Annotated in this window: 5 protein-coding genes and 1 pseudogene; 1 reads left to right on the top strand and 5 read right to left on the bottom strand. The window is 43.0% G+C overall.

From position 1 onward, the window contains the following. Window positions 1-320 precede the first annotated feature (320 nt). A pseudogene (locus QL989_RS17280) lies at window positions 321-623 on the top strand (IS3 family transposase); the annotation flags it as partial. Window positions 624-842: 219 nt separating this feature from the next. On the opposite strand, the gene QL989_RS17275 reads toward QL989_RS17280, so the two are convergent. The 5 genes from QL989_RS17275 to QL989_RS17255 all read right to left on the bottom strand — a co-directional run bounded on the left by QL989_RS17275 (window position 843) and on the right by QL989_RS17255 (window position 17,015). Beyond that, on the bottom strand, window positions 843-5,567 hold the full coding sequence (locus QL989_RS17275; RefSeq protein ID WP_290171385.1) for a non-ribosomal peptide synthetase: 4,725 nt from the start codon (window positions 5,565-5,567) through the stop codon (window positions 843-845). Further along, on the bottom strand, window positions 5,564-9,031 hold the full coding sequence (locus tag QL989_RS17270; RefSeq protein WP_290171383.1) for an amino acid adenylation domain-containing protein: 3,468 nt from the start codon (window positions 9,029-9,031) through the stop codon (window positions 5,564-5,566). Before QL989_RS17270 ends, QL989_RS17275 begins: the two co-directional genes overlap by 4 nt. A gap of 54 nt (window positions 9,032-9,085) precedes the next feature. After that, on the bottom strand, window positions 9,086-10,069 hold the full coding sequence (locus QL989_RS17265) for an MsnO8 family LLM class oxidoreductase (protein WP_290171381.1): 984 nt from the start codon (window positions 10,067-10,069) through the stop codon (window positions 9,086-9,088). Then, window positions 10,069-11,745 (bottom strand): cyclic peptide export ABC transporter, encoded by a 1,677-nt coding sequence (locus tag QL989_RS17260; protein WP_290171380.1) that lies wholly within the window; start codon window positions 11,743-11,745, stop codon window positions 10,069-10,071. The genes QL989_RS17265 and QL989_RS17260 overlap by 1 nt, the downstream gene beginning before the upstream one ends. A gap of 77 nt (window positions 11,746-11,822) precedes the next feature. Next, window positions 11,823-17,015, bottom strand: a complete 5,193-nt coding sequence (locus QL989_RS17255) for a non-ribosomal peptide synthetase (protein ID WP_290171378.1) — start codon at window positions 17,013-17,015, stop codon at window positions 11,823-11,825. Window positions 17,016-17,024 lie beyond the last annotated feature (9 nt).

The raw sequence follows: 17,024 nt of genomic DNA, 5'->3' as shown, positions 1-17,024 counted from the left end.
ATCTCGCTAGGGCTGCGCATATTACGCTTTCCTATTTTTTTGTCAACACTTAATTTTGTTAAACTTAAAAGTTTTCAAAACTAAGTTTTACTCGACTCACTGAGTAGCTCGTGCCTCGCTATGCGTTGCGCTCTGCCGTCTGAGTTGGGCAGCATTATAGGGAGATCCGAAAACAGATCAACCCTTTTTTGAAGAAAACTTGAAATAAGTGACTGTTCGCTCACTATCTATGCCAAACACTAAAAAAACATTTAAAATCACTAGGCTTTTACTAAATAGTCGTCTCGTCGTGAAATGTGTAAACACATTTAGGATTTATTATGGCCAAGTCTAGTAATACACCGATCCAACTAACACAATGAAATTATTTATGAGGCTTTAAATTACAAGTTGTCCCCGCTGTAGAAAAAGGATATGTAACTTATAAACAAGCCTAAAAAAATTATGGCCTACAAGGTAATTCAACTATGCTTATTTGGTTAAGAAAACACGTTAAGATGGATTGGACTCAATCACCTATAGTTAAAGAAAGCCCCGCTCAAAAAATCAAGCGCCTACTTGAAGATGAACAGATACGTAACCGGTTAATGAATGAAGTGGTTAATATCCTTGACGCTGAGCATAGGACAAACCTAATTGCATGTTCACGAAATTCTGATGTATAGCTATTTGATTATTTCATAGTTCTAATTTCGCAAGTTATTGAGTCTCTGGTAAACACGGAGCAATTAAGTCTTGATAAACTTAATCATTGCACAAGAAAGCGAGGGGGTATAAAACCCCTTATGAATTGTTTATGGAACAGTCAACAAAACTAATGACTGTATAAAAAATTGCACTTATTACTTGAATTCAAGGTTCGATAATCCCCCTGTACTTGGCATCAAATCGGGTGAACTTAAAATCGCTTGTAACGCAGCGTTGTAATAACTCAAGATCTGCTCACGTGCAACGTGGTCAAATACACGGTTATCAAAGCTCAGCCTAAGTCCTAGTTCGCCATGCTGCCGGCGGTGCATATAAACACATTCCCAGATATAGCTAGAAGTATTGTTTCCATTAGCAGCACCATCATTGTCTTTGCTGTGGTTTACTTGAAAGTCCACATAATTAAACAGGCAACCTGAAAAATCGAGCATTAACGCTTGCTGTAATTGTGCCACCGGATATTGCCTATGCTCCCAACTGTCTTTTTGTAGGAGGTCGACTAAGTTAACCAGTTCACGCCAACTATTTCTGTTTATATCTAACGCCAAAGGCAGAGGGTTCAGAAACAGACCAATCGCTGTATCGCCGCCATCAACCTCTAGCCGGCCATGGCGAACGATAGAGCTGGTAATTTTGTCGGTACCGTTAACCTTTGCCAGTACCCACATATGAGCAGCAAGAACAATACTTCGTGGCGACACCCCCATTGAGGCTGCCGTATTTTCAAGTTGGTCATGTAAAATAGACAGGTCATTGCTGATCCTGTAGATGTCCTTCGCCGTTTTTCCTGTCCAAGTAGGTAACTCAGCTTTAGCAAGGTGGTTTTGCCAAAAGGCATAGGACTCGTTGTTTTGTAAAGCTTGCATTTCGGCTGCAATGTACGTATTAAACTTCAAAGTTTCAAACTGAAGCTGAACCTGATTTCCATCCGCATAGTCCTGATAGCGCTGTATAAACTCAGGCAACAACATGGACGCACTCCACCCATCTAAAATGGCATGGTGATTGGCAAAGGTGAATGCAAATTCGTTATCGCCATAGATATGTACCGTCATCCGCCACAACGGGATACTGGTATCAAATTGGCTTTGTGACTCAACTTTAAACCAGGCAGCATAATCATCTTCTATTGACTCGAATGTTCGACCTTGCCAATTAACGACTTGGATCGTCCCTTTGTAGTCGCGTAACACACACTGCACAGGTTCTTCATTTGTAAAGTCAAATACCGTTCGCAGTATAGCGTATTGCTCAACCATATCCTGCCAAGCAGCCCGGAATAACTTCTCATCCCAAGGCGCATTCATTTTTTCTGACATGATATCGTGATAGCTTCCATGCAATTGACTGTGATCTATAAATGCCTTTTGTAGATAAGAAAGTGGATAAGCATCCTCGTAGGCTTTTGTGTCTATAGCCTCTTTTGTTTTGCCATTGAGCAACGCAAATGAGGCAACTCGCGTAGCTATGTTCTGACAATCAACGCTGTCGCTCCTTATCGCCATCGCGAGCTCCGCAACCGTTTGATTTGTAAGTAAGTCCTTTACGCTAAAAAGTATTCCCTTTTCTTTGGCAAGTGCAACAAGGCGCACCGCCAAAATTGAGTCCCCCCCCACACTAAAGAAATTATCTGTAATGCCAATAGCCGACTCTTTCAATACGATTTGCCATATCTGGCAAAGTTGCACCTCTAGTTCATTGGTAGGTGACACATAGTCTTGTTCAATACTGTATTCCGGCTCAGGTAAAGCTTGCCTGTCAACTTTACCTGTAACCGTTATTGGGAAGTGCCTTAATACAACAAATGCCGATGGCAGCATATACTGCGGTAACCTGGTTTTTAAGTCGTTCCTTACTGCCTTGATAAACGCTGCATCAGTAAGTTGCTTATGGCCTGATTTTTGTAGATAAGCCACCAGCTTTTTATCCCCAAGTGCTAATTCCTTAACTAATATTAAGGCTTGTTTGACACTTGGGTGTTTGTTTAATTCAGCTTCAATTTCGGGTAACTCTATGCGAAAGCCGCGTATCTTCACTTGATGATCTACTCGGCCTAAAAACTCTAGTGTACCGTCACTTAACCAACGAGCCTGATCCCCCGTCTTATAAAGTCTCCCGCTCCTAGTAAATGGGTTAGCGATAAATTTTTCATCAGTCAGTTTAGGCTGATTTAAATACCCACGGGCAAGGCCTTCCCCACCGATGTGCAGTTCACCTGCAACCCCTGCTGGCTGCAACTGGCTTTCGCTATTAAGGATATATAAGGACGTGTAAGCAAGTGCATTACCTATTGGAATAACTGTGTCCTCGGCTATATCCTTTTCTGTTACATCAGCATAGCTCACATCAATAATTGATTCTGTTTGGCCATAAATATTCATGCAGCGGGCATCACGAGAAACCACCTTTTTTAAGTTTCTAAGGTCTTTCCCGTACCAACTTTCGGAGCCAACCAGTATGTAACGTAAGGCACTCAATGTTTCCATTTTACTCAGTAAGTACTCTGTCATCATTCTAAGAACCGCTGGCACAAAGTCGCCGAAACTGACCTGCTCTTCTTGCATCAAAGCTACTAGCTCCTCAGGTGTGAGCAGTGTTTCTGTGCTCGATACAACAAGCTTGCCACCTGTTAATAATGACTTCACCATATCACCTAAGCAGATATCTACAGTGATCCCAGCCATTTGTATAACGCAAGGAGGTTGTTTATACAGTGAGAAGGCTTGATCCCACCCGTGTAGGCGTACCATCATTGAACGGTGCTCAACCATTACCCCTTTGGGTTTACCTGTGGAACCGGAAGTAAATACGATATAGGCAAGACTTTTAGCCGTTAAGCCGATATCTTTTCGCGCAATGTTATCATAAGCCCTTGTACCGGCCTCAGCTGTTAACGCACCAATATCTATTAGGTGGAGATCGCACCTCAGGGAATTAATAGTTTCGACGAATGCTTTTTCGGTAACGAGGTTATTTATTTTTGTTTCATCTAAAAAAGCGTTAAGGCGCTCTACTGGAAAGCTGATATCAAGTGGAACATACGCCGCACCTGACTTTAATGTACCTAAAATACCCACAACCATGAATTGAGAACGTTCCAGGAAAATGCCCACATGGGACTCCGGACCAACTCCCTGTTCACGTAAATGGTGGGCGAGTGCATTGGCTTGTTGGTTCAATTCATTGTAAGTAAGCGTGAGGCTGTCAAAGACCACTGCAATCTTGTCTGGGTGTTTAGCTACTTGTTGCTCAAAAGCTTCATGTATACAAAGTTCATCTGTAAAAGGGGCTTTAAGTTGCTCATTTGATAGCCCTAGTACTTGCTTAATCGATTGGTCGAGTTGTTCAAACGAAAGTAGTGGTAAGCGATTTACAGGGTATAAGGGCGAGGTTATCGCGTTTTGAAGCAAGATTTCAAATCCATTCATCATTTTAGTAATGGTATCTGGCTGGAATAAGTCAGTTGAAAACTCCCACTCCATCACAAAGCCATCTATAACAGGAAGTGCTGTTAAGGTTAATTCAAACTGGGAAAACTCAGACTGATGCTCCAGGTGACCTAACGTGACATCAGGGAAGTTAATTTCCATATCATCACGATTACCTCTTCCCCAATCCTGGAAAGACAGCATCACTTGGCATAAAGGCGCGTAACTCATACTACGCTCTATTTGTAATTCATCGATTATCTTATCAAATGACAGCTGCTGGTGAGCATGCGCATCTAAAATGGTTTGCTTGCTGGCTTCGATTAAATCGCCGAAACTTTGCTCTCCTGAAAATGTTAAGCGCAGCGGCAATGTGTTAACAAAAAAGCCGACTAACGGCGCTAACTGTGCTTTTTCCCTATTTGCGATTGGCGTACCAATAACAATATCATTTTCACCACTGTAACGTGATAAGAAGTAACTAAATGCTGCATGCACAACCATGAATAGAGTGGCATTTTGGGAATGTGCTAATGCCTCTAATCCATGCTTTATGTCAGCGCCAATATGCTGCCTAAGCGTAGCGCCTCGGCTTGAAATTTGCTGCGGACGGGTATGATCTAAAGGCAATGCATGAAGCTTTGGAGCAGCCTGTAGCTTGTTTTTCCAATAACTCAGGTGGTTTTCCAATACGTCATCTTTTAAGTAGTTGCGTTGCCATCGAGCATAGTCTGCATACTGAAGACCTAGCGCTGGAAGTGAGTCATCCTGTTTATCCAGGTAAGCGCAATAATAAGTCTCTAACTCTTGAACAATAATGTTCATTGACCAGCCATCAGTATTAATGTGATGCATACTGCCCAACAAAACAAACCGCTCAGCTTCTTCCTGAACTAAGAAAAGGCGCAACATAAGATCCTGACTTAGATTAAACGGCTTTTGCGATTCCTCAGAAATTAGCCTGTCCAACTCGCCTTTTTTGTTGGCTGCATCTTGAATATCAATCACAGGTAACTGAAACGGTTGGTACTTGCGAACAACCTGATAAACCTGATCTGCATCTTTTATAAATACAGTTCGCAAACTTTCATGGCGTTGCACAATTTTATTAAAAGCATACTGCATTGCAGCCACATTCAGTGAACCATTAAAAACCATGGTCATTGGAATATGGTATTGCAAGCTTTCCCCTGCCATTTGGTCAAGCACCCATAAACGCTGCTGTGCAAATGAAGGGGGAGCAATATCCTTATTGGTGCTGATTTTCAGGTTTTCATACAGTATCTTAATGTCATCCTTGTTTTTCTGTAGCTTTTGTTTGATGTCATCGGTCAACGCTCCCTTAGCCGCATTTACTGATAACTTGTCATCTTGTAATGAGATAATTATATCCAGCTCTTGGGCTTCGACCAGAAACGGAAGTAAGCTCATAGTTCAAACTCCTCACGTTCACTAGCGGGCACTTGTTGAGCGTTTGCTATTAACTCAGGGTTGCTGCCATCTTCCTTACTGAGTGTTGTTGCTAGGTCAACCTCAACTGCAAACTGGCGCAAGTTTTCGGTATTGAATAAAGTGGATACCGGCAGCTCAACATTAAACTCCTGACTGATCTGAGCAAGTAACTTGGTTGCTAATAAGGAGTGGCCACCCAGGTGGAAAAAGTTACCAATTACACTTACTGGAGCATCTAACTGCAACACGCTTTGCCAAAGTTGTGTTAGCTTCTCTTCCGTTGGCGTTTCCGGTGCGACATACTCAATTGATTCATTGGCATAAGTCGGAGTCGGTAAGGTGGAGCGGTCAATTTTACCATTGTTGTTAAGGGAGAACTTATCCACGATGACAAAGGCAGCCGGCAACATAAAATCAGGTAGCTTGCCCTTAACATGGGATTTTAACCGTATTTCTAGCTCGGTATCTACTTGCTGGATCATTGCACCATTAGTCGTGACGTAAGCAACCAATCGTCTATCACTAGGCGCATCCTCTCTAATCATAACAAGTGCCTCAGCGACATCAGGGTGTGCAGACAGGCAAGCTTCAATTTCACCTAACTCAATGCGAAAGCCTCTTAGTTTTACTTGATTGTCGGCACGGGATACAAAGACAAAATTACCATCAGGTAACTTTCGAACGAGATCCCCAGAGCGATAGAGGCGCGCATTTGGCTCATCATCAAATGGGTGTTGGATAAACTTTTGCTGCTCAATGTCGACAGAATTGAGGTAGCCCTTAGCGAGCCCTGCACCACCAATGCATAACTCACCAATTGCGCCATCTGGCAAGATTTGCAAGTCGGAAGATAAAACCCATAACTCAACACCATTTATCGGCTTTCCAATAGGTAAAATATTGATGGGTTCAAAATCACTACTCACTGTATGGCAAGTGGTAAATGTGGTATTTTCTGTTGGGCCATAACCATTAATAACCTGCATTCCTGGCAAGGCTTTAAGCACCTTTTGAATTGCATACGGCGAAGTCACGTCACCGCCAAAAAGCACCCGTAAATCTGCCCAACCCTGTTCTGCGGAATCAGATGATTCATCTAATGCACTCGCCCATTGCTCAAATAGGCCTGAGGTAAGCCACACGGTGTTGACCTTACGTTGTAAGATAAGCTTATTTAGTATTTGGATATCGATATAGTCTGACGGGTAGAGGATTAATTGCCCGCCATTTAACAGCGCCCCCCATACCTCAAATGTTGTCGCATCAAAGCTGATAGAGGAAACTTGAAGCATCTTGGTATGTTCATTGAGTGCAACGTAACCGGCGTCAAGCACTAGGCGCAATACCCCCAACTGGGTAACCATTACGCCCTTAGGCTGCCCCGTCGAACCAGAGGTATAGTTAATATAAGCCACCCTCTGTGAGTTAATCTCAGTGATGTTTAGATCAGTAACAGGTTCAGCAAGTAACGCCATCAACACCTGAATATCATCGACACAAATACATAGCTGTTGGTTGCTGCTCAGTGGAAGCTTATTTGCAATCGCTTGTTGCGAAAGTACAACCTTTACCCCTGAGTCTTTTAACATATAGGTTAAGCGTGTTTCAGGATAGTTGGGGTCAAATGGTACATATGCAGCACCTACCTTTAAAATCGCTAATATTGAAACAATGAGATCAGGGCAACGAGTAAAACTGACGCCAACCAACTCGCCTGGCTCAACTCCCTGTTGAATGAGGTAGTGTGCCAGCTGGTTAGCTTTAGCGTTTAGTTCAGCATAGCTTAAAGCGCCCTGTTCAGAGGTGATTGCAGGCGCATCCGGAGACTTACGGGCAAATGATTCAAATGTCCCAATTATACTTAAGCTTGGGTCAATTGCCGTTTGACGATCTGCTCTTGCCTCTTGCTGCATATGTTGCCGCTGCGCAACTGAAACAAGTGGTAGTGACAAGACAGGGCTCTCTGGCGACACGGTGATATGGCTTAACAGCACCTCAAAAGCACTCGCCAATGCACCTATAGTCGAACTTGAAAACAACTTAGGGTTGTACTCCCAGTCACAATTTAACCGCCCGCCCTTATCTTCAATATTCAAGGTGATATCAAATTTAGCTATGCGCATGTTTTCAGTAAGCGGTGTAAATGTTAAGCCATCAAAATCAAAGTCGGGTATTTGGTTGTTTTGCAAAGAAAACATGATCTGAAAAAGGGGGGTTAAACTCTCGCTTCGCGCTGGGTTCAGTATTTCAACAAGGGTATCAAAAGGCACATCCTGATTGGCATAAGCATCTAATAAATTCACCTTAACTTGCTGAATATATTCTATAAAACTTGGGTTTCCTGTTAGCTTTGTACGTAGTACAAGGGTATTGACAAAAAAACCAATGAGGGGGAAAAACTCAGCTTGGGTGCGATTGGCGACGGGCGTCCCCATCACAATATCTTTTTCGTTACTCCAACGGTTTAGCAACAGTGCAAAGGCGCCTTGCAATAACATAAACAAGGTACATTGCTGAGACTGGCATAAGTCCTTGATCGCAGTCGTTAGCTTGCCATTCAGAGAATGCTGGTACAAGGCGCCATCTTGGGATAGCCGAGAAGGACGAGGGTAGTCTAACGGTAAGCTATGGACTTCGGGCGCATCAGCCATGGCGTCCTTCCAGTATGCTTGCTGCTTATCCAATGCTTCAACTTTAATGGAGTTACGTTGCCAATTGGCAAAGTCTACATATTGAAATGCAAGTTCAGGTAGAGGATTTATCTGATTATTGTTGTACGCACGGTAAAGCGAATTTAGCTCTTGCAGCATGACACTGACAGACCAACCATCTGTGGCAATATGATGAATTGTGAACAATAGTAAACTTTCGTTTTCAGATTGTTTTATTAGCAAGACCCGCAACATTAGGTCTTCTGTGAGATTAAATGGCTTAGTTGCCTCGTCCAGAAGCTCCCCATTAATCTCACTCTTAGAGGACGCCATCTCTTTAATGTTCAACGCAAAATTAAATGACTCCTTTACGACTTGTAAAGGCTCCCCATCACGCTCAATAAAAACGGTTCTTAGGCTTTCATGACGCTCGATAACCGTTTTAAAAGCATGAGTTAATGCTTCAACATTTAAAGGGCCAACCAGCTTAAAGCCGCCTTGAACGTGATAACTCGTATTAGATCCTTTTAGCTTGTTAATGAACCATAACCTTTGTTGCGCAAATGAAAGTGGAACACCGCTGGCCTTCTCTTCTTTGGTGACACGTATCATCTGATTTTGCATCGTACTCGATTTAACGTGTTCCAATAATTGGGCTTTATGTTCTGTAATGGCATTTGCCACGCCTTGGGTAATGCACCCCTTTGCTGCATGTACCTTTAGCTGATCATCGGCTACTTCAAGTGCCACTTTTTTATCATTTAAAAAATTAACTAATGCTTGAAAATTCATACTACAAAATATCCGTTTTAAAAACTGTGATTAAATTAAGGTAATTAAGTGTGGTCATATTGCCAGACCTTCAGCGATCAATTGATAGTGCTTTAGTAAATCTTCAGCAGTTTCGGTAACAGTTAATAGCGTTAGCTCATCCAGCTCAAGCTCCTCAATCAGCTGGGTTAGCTTTTCACTCACTTGCGACTGGTTGCCAACAATCAAGGTGTCATTCATTTTCGACTCAACTTCAGGATCTTTTGATACCTCAATCAACTTTTCACTTTCTGCCATGGATGGGAATGGGATATTGTGACCCCCTTTCTCGGCAAGCATACTCCAGGCGACAGAACTTAGACTCATGCGTTTCGCCTTGTCCTCTGTATCGGCGCAATATGCTGCAACGGCCAAGTTAACAGCTGGAGCCTTTAAAAATGCGGAAGGTTTGAAGCTTTCCCTGTAAGCCTGAATCGATTGTTTCGCCAATTTCGGGTTTGCAAAGGACGCATAAGCATAACTAATCCCCCTTTCTGCCGCATACAGTGCCGAACCAGGACCTGCGCCTAGTACCCAACATTCAAGCTGAGGCGCTCCTTCAGGAGATGCGTAAACGGTTTTTTCATCGTTAAGGTAAGCATAAACTTCATCCTGCTTTGCATTAATAATGGAAGGACTAAACTCATGCTCACCCAATGCTTGGAGTGCGCCATGTACCGCACCGGGAGATCGGCCAACCCCCAAGTCAAAGCGCCCCTCACAAAGGGTTGATAACATTTTAGCCGTTTCTGCAACTTTTAAAGGGGCATAATGGCCAACAAGGATGCCTGCTGTTCCAACCCGAATTGTAGAAGTCTCAGCGCCTATTTTAGCGGCCATAAGTTCAGGGCTAGCACTGGCAAACCCTTTCTGGTTATGGTGCTCTGCTAACCAATATCGATGAAAGCCCATTTCCTCTACTTGTTTTGCCAAGGCAATTGAACGGTTGATCGATGTAACGGCAGTTTGACCCGTAAAAATAGGAGATTGGTCGAGTGCGTTTAGTTTTATTTTTTTCATTACGCCTCCCTTTGAATAAGTGGTTCAATTGTCTTTGGATTTACAGGAGAGTTAGAAAGTGTTTCTTGTATATGGCCTTGATCAAATTTAATGATGCGATCAGCGGCGTCGAAAAATAAGTCATCATGGCTAATGGCAATGACGGTTTTTCCTAGTTGCTTTAATTCAGGTAACAACTCTCGATAAAAGAACTCCCTAAAATAGCTATCCTGATCTGCGGCCCACTCATCAAATAGGTAAATATCAGGGTCTAGTATCAAGGCTTGAATTAACGCAAGACGCTTTCGTTGGCCAGAGGAGAGTTCGGTCGTTGAAATGCGTCCCTCTTTGTATGTCACTTTTGTATCTAGTGAAAGGCGCTTTAAGTAATTATCAACGACACTTTTTTCGGCTGGGTTGCCGTGCTGATCAACAAACCAGTCAAACAAAAAGAAGTCAGAAAAAATTGCGGCAACACGTAACTGTTTCTGAGAAGTATCACTCGCAGTGCTAGTTATAAGCTCCAGTTTACCCTGCTGCGGTTGGTAGAGCTGGGTAACAAGCTTAGCAAACGTCGACTTGCCACTACCATTACCACCAATAACAAATAACACTTCTCCTCGTTCAACACTAAAGTTTAAAGGGCCAACAACAAATTGGGTGTCGTCTAGATTATCGGTTTCATAGTGAAAGCTACATTCCTTCACAGCCAGCTTAGACCAGTTTTGCTGTGTTGCGTCGCATGTTTCAGAGACCAATTGGGGATCGTTATCTGATGACAAGTCAATACCAAGAGACAATATCTTTTTATAGGCCACGACGCCTCTAACGCACTCTTCAACAGAACTGATCATCATACCTAACGGGCCAATAAGGTAGATGGTTACAAATACGTAAGCCACCATGATATCCAGTGGTAAGTGATTAAAAATAGCTGATGAGAATACAACCCCCCCTAACGCAAGAAAGATAATTATGTTTGTCCAGTTGTTGCTGATATTAAAGAGTGTCTGCCCTTTAATTTCGAGAGCACGAATATCATTAATGGTCGGGTTAATTTCGTTCTCAAGGAAGTATTGCTTTCCTGAAGGGTTTAAATTGAGCTCTTTTGCTCCCTCAGTCAGGCCACGATAGCTTTTATACAAGCCATCTTCTTGATCTCGTATGTGATTGAAAAAACCTGTCGCACGGGACATGATTAAGTTTGTGACTAATAAACCTAAGCCTATTACGCTGATTAGAATTAAAAATGATTGCCAGGATAAATAGGCCAGATACCCAAAGCACAAAATAACCAAGATGCTATTGAAACATAATGCAGGAAAGATCAGCATCGCAGAGGACAGTCGGTTGACGTCCGTAGACAATGTTGCCTGAAGCTTATGGGGACCTAACTTTTCCAACTCGCTATACCGCATCGCTAACAGGTGTGAGGAAAGTGTTTTTCGTAAACTTCTCACTGTATTTGTGCTAAATATGGTGACACTTTGTTGAGCAATGAACCCCCCCACCATTACGGCTATGGCACCTAAGACATAAAAAGAAAGGCGTTGGAGGTTATCAACGCTTTCACCAGCAAGCTTTACCTCATTTTGTATTGCTGAAATAAGCCATAATGAACTCACAGCACTGGTTATGCTGCCAATTATAAATAAAGGCAATAGTTTCCAGTATCGCTTTAACCCTTTTATTATCATGTTGTTACCCTTTAAATGTTGGGACTTCGCCGCATTAAAAATGTCCAGTTAGCAATGTAAGCGCCAGTATATTTAATTTAAAAAACGAGAGATTCCATCGCTTCGGTAGTGTTACGGAAATTAACGTCTATATATTGCGCCAACTCTTTTATCGTTTGATGTTCAAAGACCTGGTTAAGAGCAAGGCTGATATTGAGTTCCTGATTAATGACACTTACAAGCCGCGTGGCGCTGAGTGAATCCCCTCCTAAGTCAAAGAAGTTACACTCCACACCAATTGACTGGCTCTTAATTTCATTAATCCAGATAGACAGTAACTTCTCTTCTGTTTCAGTAGAAGGTGTGACTAATTCTGTTGCTGGTATCGCATTCAATGCTGAAGTTATTGAATATTCTTTTAGCGCATTACGATCAACTTTTCCGTTTACTGTAAGGGGGATGTCTTCAATACCTATAACCAAAGAAGGGACTAGGTAATGGGGTAAGCGTGCTTTTAGAAACTTCTTCATAAGGAAGTTGGTTTCACCTATTTCTGTAGGCAAGCCACCAGAAACAAAGGCAATTAACTTTTTACCTTGCTCGTCGTAATGCAAGATCGCAGCGGCGTGGTTAACATCCGGGTGACTTTCAAGTACACGTTCTAATTCGCCTGGTTCAATCCTAAAGCCTCGTAACTTTATTTGATTATCAATCCGGCCAAGCATGTTGAGCTTACCCGACTGATTCCAGAAAACCTGATCGCCTGTTTTATATAGCTTAGGCTTTTCTTCCCCCGCCCGAAGTTGAAGCTCAATAAACTTGTCATCTGTTTGAGCTTGGTTCTCATAATAGCCATTAGCCAGCCCATCACCCGCCAAATACAACTCACCAGGCGCACCCACAGGTAGTAAACGCTGCTCCTTATCCAATACATAGGCAAAAGTATTATCCAGCGGTGTTCCAAGTGAAATAGCGTACCGGCTATCAACCGACTCCGGAACATGAAAAAACGTACTAAAAACCGTATTTTCAGTTGGTCCATAACCATTAAATAGCTTAATGGTGGGGTCTTTTTGGTAAAGTCGGCTTGCTGAAACTGGGTTTAATACGTCCCCACCTACTGTCAGGTAGCTTAACCCTGTTTTACCGTAAGGTAACTGCTCAACCCACCTTTCAAACAATGCGGCGGTTAGAAATGCGGTGTTTATATTATTTGCTTTTATTACCTGGTTAAGCTTGTTCAAGTCAATGTGCTGTTCAGGGTAGATAACGAGCTCTCCCCCACTTAACAGAGGAAGCCAGATCTCCTCCGTTGCGGCATCAAATGCTAATGCAGATAAATGCAACATGACCATGTCATTCTTTGGTAGTTGACGGACAGACTGGTTCTTCAGTAGCCTGAGCAGCCCATTTTGGGTAACCTCAACGCCTTTAGGCACACCTGTAGAGCCCGACGTAAAGATGATATTCAATAAGCTCGAAGTACTGTCTTTACTGGCATATTCACCTGAAAGTAGGCCCGCTTTTGCAATCGCATTACTTAACTCGCTACTGTTTGCTTTATCAATTGCTAAGTCATCAGCAAAGCCAGCCTCGTAGAGCATGTAGTTAGCGTCACTGGTTTGTAACATTTGCTTAATACGAGGTACTGGGTACCTAACGTCAATGGGTACATAACAGGCCCCCGTTTTAATAATGCCTAATATTGCAATAATCATGTCCAAAGAGCGTGAAGTAACTAAAGCAACCCTATTGCCTAGTAACACGCCTTGCTGGGTTAAATAGTTTGCAAATTGATTACTTTTATCTTCCAGCTGCCTGTAGGTCAGCTGAGTTTCAGCAAAGCGAACTGCCAACTTGTCAGGCACTTGCGCCGCGTGCTGCTTAAACACTTCACAAACTGAATGACTTCCTAGGTCTAGTGATGGCTTACTGTTAAACGCCAAGAGCTTGGTTTCATCTTCCTGACTGAGAGCGTATAAAGCGGTTTCAGGCGTCAAAGTCATTACACGTAGCGTGGTTTCATAATACTGAAGCAGCTGCTCTATTTGCCCATCCGAAAACGCACTCTGATCCCATGTCATGCCAATTTGCAGACACTTGTCCTCTGCTCGGTTGAAGTTAACTGAGAGTTTAAATTCGTTTGCCGTATGTGCTTTAACTGCTTGAACCTTGTTTAAGTGTTGGCTTGAGTCGTGGGCAACCGTTGTAAAGTCCAAAAAGTTAAAAGAATAATTAAATAACGCTGTTTGGTTTGAGGCTTCCAGGATACGGCTCAATGGGAAGTGCCTTTGCTGCCAAATTCTTTGCTCCCCTTGGCTCACCGCCGTGATAAGCTGCTGCCAACTTTCCTGCTCCACTTTTAACCTAAAGGGCAAAACGCTTACAAATAAGCCTAGGCTTTGACTACTATTCTCTAGTTCAGGCCGACCATGAAGGCTCAGGCCTGTAATCAAGTCATCTTCGCCTGTAAAGGTTTTCAGTACATGCATGTGGGCTGCGAGCGCCACTGACTTTAAGGACACTTTTAGTTGTTTTGCCAACTGTTCTAACGCACTTGTCAATGCCTCATCAAATGAATGGGTAATGCTGGTACGTTTATTTTTACTTACTTGGTCAGGTGCAGGCAAAGATGCAAACTCAGCGTCTTGCAAATAGTCACGCCAAAACTGGGTGTTAGCGCTGTTAGCAATTGCCTCTTGCTCCGCTGCGATAAAGTTTACATATTGGGGTGTATCAGCTAATTGTGCTTCACGCTTTTCCAGTTCGGCCTGATAAAGCTCAGATAGCTCCTTAAATAAGATCTCCACGCTCCAGCCATCCAGCAATGCATGATGCTCCACCCAGGTCATTTCAGATTTTTGGCTAGACAAACGGTGTACATGCACGCTAAACAAAGGAGCCAATTCAACATTAAGTCGCTTGGTAAGTGCTTGGGTATAGGCTAGGTCTAAAAGCTCCTGTTGCTCTTTTGTATCAAACATACTCAAGTCGGTGTAACTCAGCGGTAATTCAATTTGCTGGTGCACAAGTTGCAATGGGATACTGAAGCCCTGCATATGAAAGCTGGTACGCAAAATGTCATGTCGTGATACCAAACGAGCAAGTGCTGTTTTAAATGCGGCAATATCAATCGAAGTATCTAAACTGATCCGGGAGACGTTATGGTACAAGCCTTTCGTTTCAACGCTGCCTGAGCTAACTTGGCTGTCATAATGGAAAATCATCCCTTCTTGGAGTTTAGAAATTGGGTAGGCATTGATAACATTCGGAGGTAGCTTTGTTTTATCGCTGTCGGGGCAGAGTGAAAAAGGCTCCATTATTTTCGAAGAGGCTTGCGGCACTTGCTTTTGAATACAAGCGGCTAAGGACTCCAGCACAGGGTAAGCGAATAAGTCAGCTACATTGATCCCCAGTCCTGATTCACGCACTTTACTCACTACGGCTAACGACTTGATCGAGTCCCCACCTAAGTCAAAAAAGTGGTCGTGAATACCAACCTGCTCAATATCAAGTACACTATGCCAAGCATCAGCGATCGCTTTTTCCGCTTTGGAAGATGGTGCCTCGTATTCCTTCTGAGCAACTTGAACCTGCTCAGGTTTTGGTAAAGCACTACGTTCAACTTTACCATTTTGGTTTAAAGGCAGTGCATCCAAATATTGAAATGTGACCGGGATCATATAGTGAGGCAATGTTTTATTCAGGTGCTGAACAATCTCATCAATGTCATGCTGCTTATCGCTCGTCTTGTTAGGTGGCACTAAATATGCTGCAAGGTTTTTATCCCCGTCTGCGTTTTCAAATGGGTTAACCACTGCCGCTGAAATACCTCGCAATTGGGTAAGCGCTGACTCAATTTCCCCTAACTCAATTCGAAAGCCCCTAATTTTAACCTGTTGGTCTGTCCGTCCTACATAATGATACTCACTACCTGGCATACGTTTTACCAGGTCACCTGTGCGATACAGCCTTAAGCCCGGCTGAGTGGGGTGCTGCACAAATCGCTCTGCTGTTAACTCGTTTCTGTGCAGGTAGCCTCGTGTCACCCCTGCGCCTGAAATATATAATTCACCAGCAACCAGGTCAGGCACGGCTTGTAAAGACTGGTTAAATACAAAGCCCTTAAGATCATTTAACAGCTTGCCAACCGGGCTTGAGCGCTTATTACAATCGTCAGGTGTAACGCGATAATAACTTGCATGAACCGTTATTTCTGTGATGCCATACATGTTAATTATTTCGGGTGCTTTAAGTGCAGGGTTATCCGCAAAGCAATCAAACATTGGTGTTAGCTTGCTCGGTTCTAGCGCTTCTCCACCAAAAATAATATAACGCAGTCTATTAGCCGCTATACCCTTGATAAAATAAGGCATCAGGTTATAAAAAGCTGTGGGGGTTTGATTTAATACTGTCACCTTATTTTGTATCAGTAAGTCTTGTATTTGCTCTGGTGAACGACATGCCTCTTGAGTGGCAATGACGAGCGTCCCCCCATATAACAGCGCACCAAAAATTTCCCACACCGAGAAATCAAAAGCGTATGAATGAAACAGAACCCACACATCTTGCTCACTAAACTGGTAATGGGCATTACAGGAATTAAATAAACGCACTACATTATTGTGCTCAACCATTACCCCTTTTGGCTGGCCGGTAGAACCGGATGTGTAAATAATATAAGCAAGGGAGCTTCCAGTATTGCGACTCTCGGAAGGGGGAACACTTATGTTTTGCTCTGGTAGCGAAGCTAACTGCTCTTTGACCTGAGGCAGGTTCAGGCTAACAAGCTCATACTCTTTGTTATCATCGGCCAAAATGTCAGATACGCCTTCTTGCGTTAAAATTAGCTTTAATTGGCTATCTCGAGCAATATATAACAGACGACTTTTGGGGTTGTTAGGATCGAGAGGAACATAGGCAGCGCCAGCTTTTAGGATCGCTAAAATGGCGACTATCAGCTCGATGGAACGGTCACACATTAAGCCAATTAAGCTCTCTGGCGGTAGCGCCTGTTGCTTTATAAAATGTGCAAGCTGGTTGGCCCGTCTATTTAGCTCGTCAAAACTGACTTGTTCGTCACCCAAAACTAAAGCTGTTTTTTCTGGGTACGTCTCAGCAGCTTTCTCAAATAATTCGGTAATCGTTGACGCTTGCGAGAATAACGCTTGCGCATCTAACTCATCTTGTTGATTTTCCTTTTGACGCTTAACCTTGCTCAATAACGCCTGGCGCTGCGCAGGCGACAATTGATTTAACTTGTTTAGCATGTCTTTTTTGTTATTTTCCATATTCATACT

The sequence above is a fragment of the Pseudoalteromonas sp. APC 3224 genome (assembly GCF_030407535.1).
Lineage (GTDB): Bacteria > Pseudomonadota > Gammaproteobacteria > Enterobacterales > Alteromonadaceae > Pseudoalteromonas.
This window is presented reverse-complemented; position numbering and strand designations above follow the sequence as displayed.